This window comes from Photobacterium panuliri (genome assembly GCF_059920555.1).
The window spans coordinates 382,914-398,960 of record NZ_CP197192.1; the positions used below are offsets into that span (position 1 = coordinate 382,914).

Below are 16,047 nucleotides of genomic sequence, written 5' to 3' on the forward strand. Positions count from 1 at the left end.
ATTAAGATGACAATGTTCTAATTAGGTTTGAATAATCTTCTTTGATGTCATGGCTTTCTTCACGCAACTGCTCGATCTTGCGGCAGGCGTGGAGCACAGTGGTATGATCGCGGCCACCGAAAGCATCACCGATTTCCGGCAAGCTATGGTTGGTCAGCTCCTTGGCCAAAGCCATTGCCATCTGACGCGGACGAGCCACCGAACGCGAACGGCGCTTGGACAGCATATCAGCCATCTTAATCTTATAATACTCAGCCACGGTCTTCTGGATATTATCGATCGTGACCAATTTTTCCTGCAAAGCCAGCAAGTCACGCAGTGCCTCGCGGACAAAATCAATGGTAATGGCACGCCCGGTAAAATTGGCGTTGGCAATCACCCGGTTCAGAGCCCCTTCCAGCTCCCGAACGTTTGAGCGCAGGCGCTTGGCAATGAAAAAAGCAACCTCGTCAGCCAGACGGATATTGTGATCCTCAGCCTTCTTCATCAGGATAGCAACCCGGGTCTCAAGCTCAGGCGGCTCGATAGCCACTGTCAGGCCCCAGCCAAAACGGGACTTGAGGCGATCCTCCACCCCGTTGATTTCGCGCGGGTAGCGGTCCGATGTCAGGATAATTTGCTGGTTGCCCTCAAGCAGCGCGTTGAAGGTGTGGAAAAACTCCTCCTGCGAGCGCTCCTTGTTGGCGAAAAACTGGATGTCATCGATCAGCAGGGCATCGACACTACGGTAGTAACGCTTGAACTCCTCGATGGCATTGTTCTGCAGCGCCTTGACCATATCCTGGACAAAACGCTCGGAATGCATGTACACCACTTTGGCATTGGGCTTGCGATCGGCAATCGCATTCCCTACAGCATGGAGCAAGTGGGTTTTACCCAAGCCGGTACCGCCATACAGGAACAGCGGGTTGTATGCGGCCCCCGGGTTGTCCGCCACCTGGCGGCAGGCAGCCAGACCCAGTTGGTTCGATTTACCCTCAACGAAGTTGTTGAAGTTGTGCTTTGGGTTAACGTTAGAACGGTAGCCACCACCCTGACTTTCGGGCTGAACCGGCGAAGGAGCAGGCTCCCAGACTCGCGACGGAATATCATCCTCGACCGGAGGCGGTGCCACCCGGGTCGGCGGCGGGGTGAGCACGGTAGGCTGCGGCGGCGGGGCTGCAACAGGACGGCTGCCGACCTCAAAACGCAGGATCGGCATATCGTTACCGCAATACTCATTAAGCAAGCGATTGATATTATTCAGGTATCTGTCGCGTACCCAATCAAGCACAAATCGATTAGGGGCGAACAAGGTCAGCGTATTATCGTTCAGCTCGGCCTGAAGCGGACGAACCCACATGCTGAATTCTGTTGCAGGGAGTTCTTCCTGAAGGCGTTGAAGGCACTGCAACCAAAGCGAAGATGACAAGCTCGACTCCACACAGAATAACTAGAAAACACAAAAGGGATGCAATTTTATACCCCCCAGCCGAGGATCGCCAGCAAAGAGATCGCAGATCCAGTGAATAAGATCCGAGTTATTCACATAGATCACACAGCAAAATGGAAGATCAGCACAATTTTACCCCCGCTTACCCACAATTTCATAAACATGATCCGGTTTTCAGCCAAACTCGCAGTTATTTCAAATAACCGATAGTTATTTAAAAAACGCCGTATGTTCCAGCTAGGATAGCCAGACGAAATACAGCAGAACATAACAGCAACCTGAGGAGTTAACAGGATGAAACGCTGGATCACTACCGCTTTTGCCGCCATTGCCCTGACAATAACCACCACACACACAGCAATCGCCGCCACAGACGTCAAAGTCGGCATGTCCGGCCGCTATTTCCCCTTCACCTTTGTCAAGCAGGACCAGCTCCAGGGTTTTGAGGTTGATCTGTGGAACGAAATCGCCAAGCGCAACGACTACAACGTCGAGTTCGTCACCGCCAATTTCTCAGGCCTGTTCGGCCTGCTCGAAACCGGCCGCATCGATACGATTTCCAACCAGATCACCATCACCCCGGAGCGCGAGGCCAAATACCTGTTCTCAGCCCCCTATGTCATTGACGGTGCCCAACTCGTCATTCGCCGTGGCAACGACAGCATCAAGGAAACCGCCGATCTGAGCGGGAAAACCGTCGGGGTCAACCTCGGGTCGAATTACGAACAGCTTCTGCGCCAACTCGACAACGCCGACCAAATCACCATCAAGACTTACGATACCGGAATCGAGCATGATGTTGCCCTCGGCCGAACCGATGCCTTTGTGATGGATCGCCTCTCGTCGCTAGCGCTGATCAAAAAAGCCAATCTACCGCTGCAACTGGCAGGAAAGCCCTTTGAGCGCATCGAAAATGCCTGGCCATTCCGTGACACCGAAAAAGGGCGCATCCTGCAAGGCGAGGTCAACCAAACACTCGAGGCCATGCGCAAGGACGGTACCCTGACCGAGATATCCCGCAAATGGTTCGACGCCGACATCACCCGCTAAGCCAGCTATCCTTCTAGCAACCGGGCCCGATACTGGGCCCGTTGTTTTTCTGCCTATCGATACGAGTTCTGCCATGGCATTTGACTTCAACTACATGCTTTCGCTGCTGCCGATCCTGCTGCGCTACCTGGGTACCACTATGAGCATGGCCCTGTGGGGCCTGCTGTTTGCCCTGATATTGTCGCTACTGCTCGCCCTGCTCCGGACCTACAAGATCCCGCTGCTTGACCAGCTGAGCCAGCTTTACATCAGCTTTTTCCGTGGCACTCCGCTGCTGGTCCAGCTGTTTTTGCTCTACTACGGCCTGCCGCAACTGTTCCCGGTATTCATCGGGATGGACGCCTTCACGGCGGCGGTGATCGGCCTGACGCTGCACTTTGCCGCCTACATGGCCGAAAGCATCCGCGCCGCCATCAGCGGGGTCGACCGCAGCCAGCGCGAGGCAAGCTTGTCCATCGGGATGACCGAGCTGCAGGCGATGCGCCGGATCATTCTGCCGCAGGCCACCCGCATCGCCCTGCCTTCGCTGATGAACTATTTTATCGACATGATCAAATCGACCTCGCTGGCCTTCACACTCGGGGTCGCCGAAATCATGGCCAAGGCCCAGATGGAAGCATCGTCGAGCTTCAAGTTCTTCGAGGCCTTTCTCGCCGTCGCCCTTATCTACTGGGCCATTGTACTGGTGCTCACCCGCGTGCAGCACTGGGCAGAACACAAACTCAACCGGGCATACACACGATGATTTCGATTACCAACCTGACCAAGCGCTTCGGCGACAGCACGATTTTTTCCGGCCTCGACCTGACCATCAACCACGGCGAGATCGTCGTGGTGATCGGCCCGTCCGGCACCGGCAAGTCTACCCTACTCCGCTGCATCAACGTCCTTGAGCACGCCGACAGCGGCCAGATCACCATTGGCGATACCCATTTTGATACCACGCAGCCCCGCCAGGCCGATATCCTGGCCCTGCGCCGGAAAACCGGTTTTGTATTCCAGAACTACGCCCTTTTTGCCCATCTCACCGCGCAGCAGAACATTGCCGAGGGGCTGATCACGGTCAAGGGCTGGAAAAAAGAAGCCGCCTACCTGCGAGCCCAGCAAATCCTTGACGATATCGGCTTGGGGGACAAAGGCGGCCATTACCCGGCAGCCCTTTCCGGCGGCCAGCAGCAACGGGTCGGGATCGGCCGGGCGATGGCACTCGACGCAGAGCTGCTGCTGTTTGACGAGCCAACCTCGGCGCTCGACCCGGAGTGGGTCGGCGAAGTCCTGACCCTGATGCAAAAATTGGCCACCCGCCACCAAACCATGCTGGTTGTTACCCACGAGATGCAGTTCGCCCGAGAAGTCGCCGACCGGGTGATCTTCATGGCCGACGGCGAGTTCGTCGAACAGGGCACGCCGGATCAGATCTTCACCCAACCGCACGATCCTCGGTTAAAAAAGTTCCTAAATAAGGTCGGGATCCAACAAGGATCCTTGCACTCCTCGTCACAAAACGTATAATGCAGCGCCCGTGATGGTCGACGGGTGAAATGATTGACTAATTTCGAGTCAATGATTACAATTCCGCCTCTTTGTTTAGAGGCTACGTCTGTTCGCAGACGGAAACTCTGACCATACTTAAAAACTGATCAGTTAAATTTTTAAGGTAAAAAGCATGAAACGCACTTTTCAACCTTCAGTTCTGAAGCGCAAGCGTACTCACGGTTTCCGTGCTCGCATGGCGACTAAGAATGGCCGCGCTGTAATCAATGCACGTCGCGCTAAAGGCCGTAAGCGTCTTTCTAAGTAATCTTTGATTATTTTGAGTAAGTACGCTTTCTCTCGGGAGTTACGTCTGCTAACTCCCGAACACTATAAAAAAGTCTTCCAGCAAGCTCACCGTGCTGGCTCTCCTCATTTAACTATTCTTGCCCGTCCCAACAATCTTGACCATCCGCGTCTAGGCTTAGCTGTACCCAAAAAACAGATCAAAACTGCCGTGGGCCGCAACCGCTTCAAACGTATCGCACGTGAGAGCTTCCGCCTAAAGCAAAATGACCTGCCAGCAAACGATTTTGTTGTTATCGCCAAGAAAAGTGCCAGTGAATTGAGCAACGAAGAACTTTTCAAGTTGCTAGATAAATTATGGCATCGCCTGTCTCGCCCTTCGCGTGGCTAGTCGTAAGACTAGTCCGCTTTTACCAACTGGCAATCAGTCCGCTCATCGGGCCCCGTTGTCGCTTTACCCCAACCTGTTCCCAATACGCCATTGAAGCTGTCAAAGCGCATGGAGCAATAAAAGGTGGTTGGTTCGCAGCGAAACGTCTATTAAGATGTCATCCTTTAACCGACGGTGGTTACGACCCCGTTCCGCCAACCAAGCATAACGACAGAGATAATTAACGATGGATTCCCAACGCAATATTCTGTTAATTGCCCTACTGTTTGTCTCGTTCCTGCTTTTCCAACAATGGAACATGGACAGCAATCCTCAGCCTCAGGGCCAGGGTGTAGCGCAACAAGCAAACATCAGTGGTGATGTCCCTTCACACTCCGGTGATGGCCAGCCAATTACTGACCAAAGCTCATCCAATAACCTGATCACCATCAACACCGATGTACTCGCGCTGACTGTCGATACGCTAGGTGGCGATATCATCGAAGCCAAATTGCTGGCTTACGACAACGAGCTGGACTCAACCGACCCGTTCGTCCTTCTGAAAAATATTCCTAACCACGTCTATACTGCCCAGTCAGGCCTGATCGGCGCCAACGGCATCGACTCAACAGCAGGACGCGCCCAGCTAAAAGCAAGCGCTGACAGCTTTACCCTGGCAGAAGGCCAGAAGGAACTACGTGTTCCGCTGACCTACCAGAAAGACGGGATCAGCTACACCAAGACCTTCGTCCTTGAGCGCGGCAGCTACGCGGTCAATGTTGACTACACCGTCGACAACCAGAGCGACAAGCCAGCCTCTGTCCAGATGTATGCCCAGCTTAAGCAGAACCTGATGGACGACGGCAGCAGCCTGACGATGCCGACGTACCGTGGCGGTGCTTACTCTGCCGACGACGTCAAGTACAAGAAGTACAGCTTCGAAGACATGCAGGACAAGAACCTGTCGCTGGAAATCAAAGAGCACGGCTGGGCTGCGATGATGCAGCACTACTTCGTCTCTGCATGGATCCCACGCGGCGAAGGTACAAGCCAGCTTTATACCCTGACCAACAACGGCCTGGGCTTTATCGGCGTACGCCTTCCTGTGACCACGATTGCTCCCGGCCAGCAGGACACCCTGAAAACAACACTGTGGGTAGGTCCTAAGCTGCAAGAGCAGATGGAAGCAACGGCACAGAACCTGAACCTGACTGTCGACTACGGCTGGCTATGGTTCATCGCAAGCCCGCTGCACAGCCTGCTTTCGTTCATCGAAGGCCTGGTTGGCAACTGGGGTGTCGCGATCATCATCCTGACCTTCATTGTCCGTGGTGCGATGTACCCGCTGACCAAGGCGCAGTACACCTCAATGGCCAAGATGCGTATGCTTCAGCCTAAACTGCAGGCAATGCGCGAGCGTCTAGGCGACGACCGCCAGCGTATGAGCCAGGAAATGATGGAGCTGTACAAGAAAGAGAAGGTCAACCCGTTGGGTGGCTGTCTTCCAATCTTGCTGCAGATGCCTATCTTCATCGCCCTGTACTGGGCACTGATGGAATCTGTCGAACTGCGCCATGCACCGTTCTTCGGCTGGATCCATGACCTGTCGGCCCAGGACCCGTACTATGTACTGCCGATCCTGATGGGTGCGACCATGTTCATGATCCAGAAGATGAGCCCAAGCACAGTCACCGATCCGATGCAGCAGAAGATCATGACCTTCATGCCGGTTATGTTTACCTTCTTCTTCCTGTTCTTCCCTTCAGGTCTGGTTCTTTACTGGTTGGTATCGAACATCGTAACCCTGATCCAGCAGACGCTGATTTACCGCGCGCTGGAGAAGAAAGGCCTGCATACCAAGTAACACCGTGCAGCACTGAAAAAGGCGACCTCAGGGTCGCCTTTTTTGTAAGCACGATTTCTTACTGCGACCATCGCTGGGCAATCCGCCCGACTCTGTTTACAATTACAGCGTATTTATCAAGCAAAGCTAAAATTATGATCGAACATACAGATACCATCGTTGCCCAAGCCACCCCACCCGGACGCGGTGGTGTGGGTATTATCCGAGTTTCCGGGCCAAAGGCGGCCGACGTCGCCCTGACCGTGGCCGGCCGCGAGCTCAAACCCCGCTACGCCGAATACCTGCCGTTCAAAGACGAGCACGGCAACGCCCTCGACCAAGGTATCGCCCTGTTCTTCAAAGGACCGAACTCCTTCACCGGCGAAGACGTCCTCGAGCTTCAGGGCCACGGTGGCCCAGTGCTGATGGATATGCTGATCCGCCGCATCCTGCAAATCGACGGCATCCGTACCGCCCGCCCAGGCGAGTTCTCCGAGCGCGCCTTCATGAACGACAAGCTGGATTTGGCGCAGGCCGAAGCGATTGCCGATCTGATTGATGCAAGTTCCGAAGAAGCCGCCAAGAGCGCCTTCAAATCGCTTCAGGGCGCGTTCTCGACCCGGGTCAACGAACTGGTCGAGTCACTGATCCACCTCCGTATCTACGTCGAGGCCGCCATTGATTTTCCCGAGGAAGAAATCGACTTTCTGTCTGACGGCAAGGTCAGCAACGATCTGAACGGCATTATCGAGCGCCTTGATGCAGTACGACGCGAGGCCAATCAGGGCGCGATTATGCGAGAAGGGATGAAGGTAGTTATCGCCGGCCGCCCTAATGCCGGCAAATCCAGCCTGCTCAATGCCCTGTCGGGCAAGGACAGTGCCATCGTTACCGACATCGCCGGCACCACCCGCGACGTCCTGCGCGAGCATATCCACATTGACGGCATGCCACTGCACATCATCGATACTGCTGGCCTGCGCGAGGCCTCGGATGAGGTCGAAAGAATTGGTATTGAACGCGCCTGGGACGAAATCCAGCAGGCCGATCGCGTCCTGTTTATGGTCGACGGCACCACCACTGACGCCACCGATCCAGCCGATATCTGGCCGGAATTCATCGAACGCTTGCCACAGGGACTTGGTATCACCGTCATCCGCAACAAGGTCGAGCTGACCGGGGAAAGCGCCGGGATCTGCCACGTCAACAACCCAACCCTTATCCGCCTCTCCGCCCGTACCGGCGACGGTGTCGACAGCCTGCGTGAGCACCTCAAGGAGTGCATGGGCTTTGCAGGGACGACCGAGGGTGGCTTCATGGCCCGCCGCCGCCACCTGGATGCCCTGGAGCGCGCTGCCAGCCACCTCGAGACCGGCAAAGAGCAGCTTGAAGGCTTCATGGCCGGGGAAATCCTCGCCGAGGAGCTCCGCCTCGCCCAGCAACACCTAAGCGAAATCACCGGGGAATTCACCTCGGACGATCTGCTTGGCCGGATCTTTACCTCTTTCTGCATCGGAAAGTAGTAACGATCACCTTCGCGATCTAAATGCCAGCCTGTTCCGATCCTAGGGACAGGCTGTGTATAACCCCTCCCATGAAAGATCCTCAATCCGCGGATCCCCCCTTTCCTCCTGCGTTCAAGCCAGTAAAATAGCTGTGTACAGAACCACTGTGCACAAATGGCAAACAAGAGAGGACACAATGAGCCATATCACCCTAATCACCGGCAGTACCCTCGGCGGTGCCGAATACGTTGCTGACCACCTCAGCGATCTGCTAGAACAAGCCGGCCATAACACCGATATCGCCAACCAACCCGATCTGGCACAGCTGGCGACAGATACTATCTGGCTGGTGGTATGCTCAACCCATGGTGCCGGTGACTATCCGGACAACTTCCAACCTTTCGCCGCCCAACTGGCCTCCCAACAGCCCGATTTGTCGGCTCTGAAGTATGGCATTATCGGCCTTGGCGACAGCAGCTACGATACTTTCTGCGCCGCTGCGAAAAATATCGACAAGCAACTCGCCCAACTGGGGGCAATCCGCCAGGGAGAGCGACTAGAAATCGATGTTTCGCAAGATCCGGTACCGGAAGATCCGGCAGAAAAATGGTTGGAAGACTGGGAAAAGCAGCTGGATCGATAGTAAAACCGGCGATATTTTTTCCAAAAAACGATCGATTTTAATATTTTTTCTGTGGATAACTATGGTTCTAAACAGTGATCAACCCATAGTTATCCATTTAATAACTTTATCCCCAAGGTGGGGCTGTTGATAAGTTGCCATTTTGATCCCAGCTAATCCTCATAGAGATCCATGCTCCCCCACAGGAAATGATCCTCTATAAAACCATGATCATTAAGATCATTTAACGCTTATCCACACGATCGCCGGATCTAAATAATAGATCCAGTAGAAGATCTTTAAAAAGATCTTATATATATTTAATTCTCTCTTCCCTCCCAAGATCAAATGATCTTCATGAAAGATTCTCTCTTTTCCTGAAACAGGATAGAATGATCAACCTTTGCTCAAAGATAACTCACTGGCATTTTTGAATACCCGAGGTGGTTCCATGTTTTACCAGGATAATTTTGATGTCATCGTTGTAGGTGGCGGCCATGCAGGTACTGAAGCCGCACTTGCTGCTGCCCGAATGGGACAGAAAACCCTACTACTGACACACAATATCGATACGCTAGGCCAAATGTCATGTAACCCGGCGATCGGCGGGATCGGGAAAGGACACCTGGTTAAAGAAGTTGATGCCCTGGGTGGTCTGATGGCACGTGCCATTGACAAGGGCGGGATCCAGTTCCGGACCCTGAACTCATCCAAGGGCCCGGCAGTACGTGCCACTCGCGCCCAGGCCGACCGTGCGCTATACAAGGCTGCTGTCCGCCACGAGCTGGAAAACCAGCCAAACTTGATGTTGTTCCAACAGGCTGTTGACGATCTGATTGTCGAAAACGATCGTGCAGTCGGTGTCGTGACCGAAATGGGGCTGAAATTCCGCGCCAAAGCGGTCGTTTTGACCGTCGGTACATTCCTTGGCGGTAAGATCCATATTGGTTTGGAAAACTACAGCGGCGGCCGTGCTGGTGATCAACCATCGATCGCCCTGGCAGCGCGCTTGCGCGAACTGCCTTTCCGCGTTGATCGTCTCAAGACGGGGACACCACCGCGCATCGATGCGCGCAGTGTGGATTTCAGCCAACTGCAGGCCCAGCATGGTGATAACCCGACCCCGGTGTTCTCATTCATGGGTAAGCAGTCGGATCATCCGCGTCAAATTCCATGCTTTATCACCCACACCAACGAGCGCACCCACGACGTGATCCGCAATAACCTGGATCGCAGCCCGATGTATTCCGGTGTGATCGAAGGGATCGGCCCGCGCTACTGTCCGTCGATCGAAGACAAGGTGATGCGCTTCTCCGACAAGGACAGCCACCAGATCTTCATCGAGCCGGAAGGCCTGACAACGCATGAGCTGTACCCTAACGGGATCTCTACCAGCCTGCCGTTTGACGTTCAGATGCAAATTGTTCGCTCAATGAAGGGCTTCGAGAATGCCAATATCGTCCGTCCGGGCTACGCCATCGAATACGATTTCTTCGATCCGCGTGATTTGAAGCAAACATTCGAAACCAAATTTATTGCAGGCTTGTTCTTTGCCGGCCAGATCAACGGCACGACAGGTTACGAGGAAGCTGCCGCACAAGGCTTGCTTGCCGGTATGAACGCTGCCTTGTTGTCGCAGGACAAAGAAGGCTGGAGCCCGCGCCGCGATCAGGCCTACATGGGCGTGCTGATTGACGATTTGTCGACAATGGGCACCAAAGAGCCGTACCGCATGTTCACTTCGCGTGCTGAATATCGCTTGCTGCTACGTGAAGACAATGCCGATCTGCGCCTGACTGAAATCGGCCGTGAATTCGGGTTGGTTGACGACGAGCGCTGGGCGCGCTTCAACCAGAAAATCGAGAACATCGAACTTGAGCGTCAGCGCCTGAAAGGGATCTGGATCACCCCGACCTCCGAGCAGGTGGACGAGGTCAACGCCATTATCAAGTCGCCGATCGTTCGCGAGGCCAGCGGCGAAGATTTGCTGCGTCGCCCTGAAGTGACTTATGCGCAGCTGACCGCTCTGGAGAAGTTCGGCCCGGCCCACGAGGACGAGCAGGCGAGCGAGCAGGTGGAAATTCAGGTTAAGTACCAAGGTTACATCGATCGCCAGAAAGACGAAGTCGAAAAATCACTGCGCCACGAGAATACCAAGCTGCCGCTGGATCTCGATTACAGCGTGGTGAAAGGTCTGTCCAACGAGGTTATCGCCAAGCTCAACGACGCCAAGCCTGAAACTATCGGGATGGCATCGCGTATCTCGGGGATCACCCCGGCGGCGGTATCGCTGCTACTGGTATACCTCAAAAAACAAGGCATGCTGAAGAAAGGCGAATAGGAGTTACTGTGAAACAACGTTTGCTGCAGCTGATAGCAAAAACGGATCTGGTGGTCTCTGACCACCAGGTAGACCAGCTGGTTGGTTACGTCGCCATGCTGGACAAATGGAACAAGGCCTACAACCTGACCTCTGTCCGCGATCCTAACGAAATGCTGGTTAAGCACATCATGGACAGTATCGTAGTAAGCACTCACCTTGACGGTGAGCGCTTTATCGATGTCGGTACCGGCCCTGGCCTGCCGGGGATCCCGCTGGCTATCATGAACCCGGACAAGGCGTTTACCCTGCTTGACAGCTTGGGTAAGCGGATCCGCTTCATCCGTCAGGTAACGCATGAGCTGGGGATTGAGAACGTGACCGCGGTGCAGAGCCGAGTTGAGGAGTTTCAGCCGGAAACAGGCTTCGACATGGTGCTGAGCCGTGCCTTCGCCTCGCTGACGGACATGGTGTCTTGGTGCCGCCATCTGCCTACCCAGCAGGGCTGTTTCATGGCCCTGAAAGGACAGTTCCACCAACACGAGGTTGATGAGCTACCTGAATGGTGTTCTGTGACAGAGGTCAAATCTTTGCAAGTTCCTGAGTTAGAAGGCGAGCGCCATCTAGTAATCTTGGCAGCAAAGGATTAATGGACGAGGGATTTTCGTGGGAAGAGTCATAGCGGTTGCCAACCAGAAAGGTGGCGTGGGTAAAACCACAACATGCGTTAACTTAGCGGCGTCACTGGCTGCGACACAGCGTAAGGTGCTGGTGATTGATCTCGATCCCCAGGGCAATGCCACCATGGCAAGCGGTGTCGACAAATATCAGGTTGATGCCACTGCCTACGATCTTCTCGTCGAGGAAACCCCGTTCAACGAGGTGGTGATCACCGAAACCACGGGCGGCTATCACCTGATTGCCGCCAATGGTGATGTGACTGCGGCGGAAATCAAATTGATGGAAGTCTTTGCCCGCGAAGTCCGCCTGCGCACCGCGCTGGCGGCAGTTCGTGATAACTATGATTTCATCTTTATTGATTGTCCTCCGGCCTTAAATCTCCTTACAATCAATGCTATGACTGCAGCTGACTCGGTCTTGGTGCCGATGCAGTGCGAATATTTCGCCCTTGAAGGCCTAACGGCGCTGATGGATACCATCAGCAAGCTGACTGCTGTTGTAAACAGCGATCTGAAGATCGAAGGCTTGCTGCGGACGATGTACGATCCGCGCAACCGACTGGCCAGCGAAGTATCGCAGCAGCTCAAGAAGCATTTTGGTGACAAGGTTTATCGAACCGTGATCCCGCGTAATGTCCGTTTGGCCGAAGCGCCAAGCCACGGCCGCCCGGCAATGTACTACGACAAGTACTCGAGCGGTGCCAAGGCGTATCTGGCATTGGCCGGGGAAATTATCCGCCGGGACGAGCTTGCCTATCAAGGCAGCGCTGCGGATGCTTAAGGGTCAACCATGAATATGAACAAACGAGGCCTTGGAAAGGGCCTTGATGCATTACTGGCTACCAGCTCGGTGGCCCAGGCCCGGCAGCAACAGGCTGTACAGGCCCAGTCGCTGACTGCTGAAGGTTCGTTACAAGAACTGGCGGTCGGCTTGCTGGTACCTGGCCGTTACCAACCGCGCAAGGATATGTCCGATGAGGCATTGGCCGAATTGGCCGATTCAATTCGTGTCCAAGGTGTGATCCAGCCTATCGTGGTGCGCAAGACGGCTGGCCAGCAATACGAAATCATCGCCGGCGAGCGACGTTGGCGGGCATCACGTCAAGCTGGGCTTCAGAAAGTCCCTTGTATTATTCGTGATGTGAGCGACAAGGCCACCGTGGCGATTGCTCTGATTGAGAATATCCAGCGTGAGGATCTCAATGCTATCGAAGAAGCCGAGGCGCTAGAACGGCTGATTGGTGAGTTTTCACTGACTCACCAGCAAGTGGCCGAAGCCGTCGGTAAATCCCGGGCAGCGGTATCGAATTTGCTGCGTCTTAACCAGCTTGAAGTACCTGTTAAGCGCTTGGTTGAGCAGCGTAAAATTGAGATGGGCCATGCCCGCGCCCTGCTCGCTCTTCCTGCTGAAAAGCAGTGGGATGCCGCCCAGGAAATTGTCACCAAGATGTTAACTGTTCGTGACGCCGAGCGACTGGTCAAGAAGCTGTTGGCCCCTGTTGAAGAGGTGCCTGCCAAGCCGGTTGATACCCGTCTTGCGGTGGCAGAAACGCAACTGAGTGAGCGGTTTGGTGCGCAAGTGGCTATCAGCCAACAAAAAAATGGTAAAGGCAAGATCGTTATCAGTTATGATGAAGCTGACAAATTGACGCAACTCCTTGAAAAACTTGGTTACGAAGTGTGATTTTTGCTGTGTTTAAAATGTTGCAAATATTACGCGCGTGTGATCAGGTTATTGTGTTGTAAAATCTAACACTTTTTTTTGCTGCTATTCGATTGCTTTCAATCTGATGAACCGTATAATTTTCGCTGTTTTCCCTGCACACTGAATGTGCCGAGGAACGGACTCGAGGAACGAATACATGGTATCGGCGCTAGTTAAACCGGGACGCCAATTGGCGAAACGGATGTTTTTGTTACAATCTGGCGTCGTGTTGACAACGGCAATTCTGTCAGTTTTTGCTGTCAGTGTTGACTGGGGAATCTCAGCACTTATCGGTGGCGGTATCTTTATTGTTGCCCAAGCTGTCTTTGCTTGCTGTGCCTTCCTGTTCAGCGGTGCCCGCAAGGCCCGTCTGATCATGGCGTCATTCTATGGCGGTGAGGTACTGAAAATTCTCATCACAGTCATCCTATTTTCCGTTGTTTACCTGTATACCGAGGTGGAACTTGTTCCCCTCAAACTGGCCTATTTGCTGGCTCTTGGTATTAATATCTTTGGGCCGGTTTTATTCATTAACAACAACAAATAGGATGAGTTATGGCTGCGCCAGGTGAAGCGCTAACGCCGTCGGGCTACATTACTCACCACTTGACCAATCTGGCAGTGGGTGATGGAAGCTTTTGGACGGTTCATATTGATAGCCTGTTTTTCTCAGCCCTGACGGGACTACTCTTTCTTTGGGTATTCCGTAAGGCTGCGAAATCAGCGACATCAGGAGTCCCTGGAAAACTACAGTGTTTTGTGGAGATCTTGGTTGAGTTCGTTGACACTAACGTCAAGGATACCTTCCATGGCCGCAACCCGCTGATAGCTCCTCTGGCTCTGACCATTTTCTGCTGGATTATGCTGATGAACATCATGGACTTAGTGCCAATTGATTTTCTTCCGTATCCTGCAGAGCATTGGCTGGGTATTCCTTACCTCAAGGTGGTACCAACGGCTGATGTCAACATCACCATGGCAATGGCACTGGGTGTTTTCGCATTGATGATCTACTACAGCATCAAGGTGAAAGGACTGGGTGGCTTTGTTAAAGAACTGGCTCTTCACCCGTTCAATCATCCGATCATGATCCCGTTCAACCTGCTTCTTGAAGTGGTATCGCTACTGGCGAAACCTATTTCACTGGGTATGCGTTTGTTCGGTAACATGTTTGCAGGTGAGGTGGTGTTTATCCTTATTGCGGCGCTAATGCCGTGGTGGGCTCAATGGCTAGGGTCGTTACCGTGGGCAATTTTCCACATCCTGGTCATTACAATTCAAGCATTCGTGTTTATGATGTTGACTATTGTGTACCTGTCTCAGGCGCATGAAGACAATCATTAACGATTATTTGTAAATTATTCAATTTTTACTGGCACTTTAGCCGACAACAATAAACTGGAGATAGTGATGGAAACTTTACTTAGCTTTTCTGCAATTGCCGTGGGCATCATTGTAGGTCTTGCTGCACTGGGTACAGCGATCGGCTTCGCACTTCTAGGTGGTAAGTTCCTTGAAGGCGCTGCGCGTCAGCCTGAAATGGCACCAATGCTACAAGTTAAGATGTTCATCATTGCGGGTCTGCTTGATGCGGTTCCAATGATCGGTATCGTAATCGCTCTGCTATTCACATTCGCAAACCCATTCGTTGGCCAGCTAGCTGGTTAATTCAAACTAACGAACGGATCCATAGCAACCCTTTTTAAGGAGATGCGTTGTGAATATGAATGCAACTCTGCTGGGGCAGGCTATTGCTTTCTTCATGTTCGTCGTGTTCTGCATGAAATATGTATGGCCACCGATCATGGAAGCAATTGAAGAACGTCAGAAGAAAATTGCTGACGGTTTGGCAGCGGCTGATCGCGCTGCCAAAGACCTGAACCTGGCGCAGTCGAATGCAGCTGACCAACTGAAAGATGCAAAACGTACTGCAACAGAGATCGTAGAGCAAGCGAACAAGCGCAAAGCTCAGATCATCGACGAAGCGAAGGCGGAAGCCCAAGTTGAGCGTGAGAAAATTCTGGCCCAAGGTCTTGCTGAGATCGAAGCCGAACGCAACCGCGCACGCGATGAACTAAGAAAACAAGTTGCAACTCTGGCCGTGATTGGTGCTGAGAAAATCATTGAGCGTTCTATCGATAAAGATGCGCACGCTGATCTTCTTAACAAAGTCACTGCAGAACTGTGATTAAAGGGGCACGCACATGTCGGATATGACTACTATCGCACGCCCCTACGCTAAAGCAGCTTTTGATCTTGCGGTTGAAAAAGGCGAGCTGGGCCCTTGGGCCGAAATGCTCTCCTTTGCTGCCGAAGTCACCCGTGACGAGACTATTCAGGACATCCTGGATAGCGGTTACGCGGCGGACAAGCTGACAGAGATTTTTCTGACAGTATGCGGTGAGCAACTCAACGAATTCGGCCAGAACCTGATTAAGGTGATGGCCGAGAATGGCCGCCTGAAAGCCCTTCCTGCTGTTTGTGATGAGTTCATGGTCCTGAAAAGCGATCATGACAAGACCATCCAGGCGACAGTGACTTCCGCGATTGCGCTGGATGACACTCAGCTTGAGACAATTAGCACGAAGCTGGAAGCGCGCCTTGAGCGTAAGGTTAAGCTGAACTGCAGTGTAGACGAGACCCTGATTGCTGGGGTTGTGATTAGAGCTGGAGACTTGGTTATCGATAATTCAGTACGCGGCAAACTAGACCGCCTGAGCGATACCTTGCAGTCTTGATTT

19 protein-coding genes are annotated in these 16,047 nt (G+C 53.2%); 18 read left to right on the plus strand and 1 reads right to left on the minus strand.

Annotated features, from left to right (window positions below):
- Nucleotide 1: 1 nt before the first annotated feature.
- Nucleotides 2-1,411: a chromosomal replication initiator protein DnaA gene (gene dnaA, locus ACSF8X_RS01925; protein WP_047880855.1), complete on the minus strand. Its 1,410-nt coding sequence runs from the start codon at nucleotides 1,409-1,411 to the stop codon at nucleotides 2-4.
- A gap of 315 nt (nucleotides 1,412-1,726) precedes the next feature.
- On the opposite strand from dnaA, the gene ACSF8X_RS01930 reads away from it, so the two are divergent.
- From ACSF8X_RS01930 to atpH, 18 genes are all read left to right on the plus strand, one after another.
- Nucleotides 1,727-2,482 carry an amino acid ABC transporter substrate-binding protein gene (locus tag ACSF8X_RS01930; protein ID WP_500850589.1) on the plus strand — a complete coding sequence of 252 codons (756 nt, stop codon included), beginning with the start codon at nucleotides 1,727-1,729 and terminating at the stop codon, nucleotides 2,480-2,482.
- Nucleotides 2,483-2,555: 73 nt separating this feature from the next.
- Nucleotides 2,556-3,227 (plus strand): amino acid ABC transporter permease, encoded by a 672-nt coding sequence (locus ACSF8X_RS01935; RefSeq protein WP_047880857.1) that lies wholly within the window; start codon nucleotides 2,556-2,558, stop codon nucleotides 3,225-3,227.
- Complete coding sequence (locus tag ACSF8X_RS01940; RefSeq protein WP_500850590.1) at nucleotides 3,224-3,994, plus strand: amino acid ABC transporter ATP-binding protein; 771 nt, start codon at nucleotides 3,224-3,226, stop codon at nucleotides 3,992-3,994. Before ACSF8X_RS01935 ends, ACSF8X_RS01940 begins: the two co-directional genes overlap by 4 nt.
- Before the next feature lie 154 nt (nucleotides 3,995-4,148).
- Nucleotides 4,149-4,283 (plus strand): 50S ribosomal protein L34, encoded by a 135-nt coding sequence (gene rpmH, locus ACSF8X_RS01945; protein WP_081669218.1) that lies wholly within the window; start codon nucleotides 4,149-4,151, stop codon nucleotides 4,281-4,283.
- A 12-nt stretch (nucleotides 4,284-4,295) separates the two neighbouring features.
- Nucleotides 4,296-4,652, plus strand: a complete 357-nt coding sequence (rnpA, locus tag ACSF8X_RS01950; protein WP_500850591.1) for a ribonuclease P protein component — start codon at nucleotides 4,296-4,298, stop codon at nucleotides 4,650-4,652.
- Nucleotides 4,619-4,876: a membrane protein insertion efficiency factor YidD gene (yidD, locus tag ACSF8X_RS01955; RefSeq protein ID WP_084722448.1), complete on the plus strand. Its 258-nt coding sequence runs from the start codon at nucleotides 4,619-4,621 to the stop codon at nucleotides 4,874-4,876. Before rnpA ends, yidD begins: the two co-directional genes overlap by 34 nt.
- A 2-nt stretch (nucleotides 4,877-4,878) precedes the next feature.
- Nucleotides 4,879-6,495 carry a membrane protein insertase YidC gene (gene yidC, locus ACSF8X_RS01960; protein ID WP_500850592.1) on the plus strand — a complete coding sequence of 539 codons (1,617 nt, stop codon included), beginning with the start codon at nucleotides 4,879-4,881 and terminating at the stop codon, nucleotides 6,493-6,495.
- Nucleotides 6,496-6,629: 134 nt separating this feature from the next.
- Complete coding sequence (gene mnmE, locus ACSF8X_RS01965; RefSeq protein WP_500850593.1) at nucleotides 6,630-7,997, plus strand: tRNA uridine-5-carboxymethylaminomethyl(34) synthesis GTPase MnmE; 1,368 nt, start codon at nucleotides 6,630-6,632, stop codon at nucleotides 7,995-7,997.
- A 178-nt stretch (nucleotides 7,998-8,175) separates the two neighbouring features.
- Nucleotides 8,176-8,622, plus strand: a complete 447-nt coding sequence (mioC, locus tag ACSF8X_RS01970) for an FMN-binding protein MioC (RefSeq protein WP_500850594.1) — start codon at nucleotides 8,176-8,178, stop codon at nucleotides 8,620-8,622.
- Nucleotides 8,623-9,052: 430 nt separating this feature from the next.
- Nucleotides 9,053-10,942: a tRNA uridine-5-carboxymethylaminomethyl(34) synthesis enzyme MnmG gene (gene mnmG / locus ACSF8X_RS01975; protein WP_047880873.1), complete on the plus strand. Its 1,890-nt coding sequence runs from the start codon at nucleotides 9,053-9,055 to the stop codon at nucleotides 10,940-10,942.
- Nucleotides 10,943-10,950: 8 nt separating this feature from the next.
- Entirely contained in the window at nucleotides 10,951-11,571 is a 621-nt protein-coding gene (gene rsmG / locus ACSF8X_RS01980) for a 16S rRNA (guanine(527)-N(7))-methyltransferase RsmG (RefSeq protein WP_047880862.1), read from the plus strand.
- Nucleotides 11,572-11,587: 16 nt separating this feature from the next.
- Nucleotides 11,588-12,382 carry a ParA family protein gene (locus ACSF8X_RS01985; RefSeq protein WP_047880863.1) on the plus strand — a complete coding sequence of 265 codons (795 nt, stop codon included), beginning with the start codon at nucleotides 11,588-11,590 and terminating at the stop codon, nucleotides 12,380-12,382.
- A gap of 15 nt (nucleotides 12,383-12,397) precedes the next feature.
- Nucleotides 12,398-13,285 (plus strand): ParB/RepB/Spo0J family partition protein, encoded by an 888-nt coding sequence (locus ACSF8X_RS01990; protein WP_047880874.1) that lies wholly within the window; start codon nucleotides 12,398-12,400, stop codon nucleotides 13,283-13,285.
- Nucleotides 13,286-13,463: 178 nt separating this feature from the next.
- Nucleotides 13,464-13,853, plus strand: coding sequence for a F0F1 ATP synthase subunit I (locus ACSF8X_RS01995; RefSeq protein ID WP_047880864.1), 390 nt, complete (start codon nucleotides 13,464-13,466; stop codon nucleotides 13,851-13,853).
- A gap of 8 nt (nucleotides 13,854-13,861) precedes the next feature.
- A complete protein-coding gene (gene atpB, locus ACSF8X_RS02000) occupies nucleotides 13,862-14,650 on the plus strand; it encodes a F0F1 ATP synthase subunit A (RefSeq protein ID WP_047880865.1) in 789 nt (262 codons plus the stop codon).
- 66 nt (nucleotides 14,651-14,716) lie between these two features.
- The gene (gene atpE, locus ACSF8X_RS02005; RefSeq protein ID WP_005302247.1) at nucleotides 14,717-14,974 is read left to right on the plus strand and encodes a F0F1 ATP synthase subunit C; all 258 of its coding nucleotides are present in this window, start codon (nucleotides 14,717-14,719) and stop codon (nucleotides 14,972-14,974) included.
- A 49-nt stretch (nucleotides 14,975-15,023) separates the two neighbouring features.
- Entirely contained in the window at nucleotides 15,024-15,494 is a 471-nt protein-coding gene (gene atpF, locus ACSF8X_RS02010; RefSeq protein WP_047880866.1) for a F0F1 ATP synthase subunit B, read from the plus strand.
- A gap of 16 nt (nucleotides 15,495-15,510) precedes the next feature.
- Nucleotides 15,511-16,044, plus strand: a complete 534-nt coding sequence (gene atpH, locus ACSF8X_RS02015) for a F0F1 ATP synthase subunit delta (RefSeq protein WP_047880867.1) — start codon at nucleotides 15,511-15,513, stop codon at nucleotides 16,042-16,044.
- Nucleotides 16,045-16,047 lie beyond the last annotated feature (3 nt).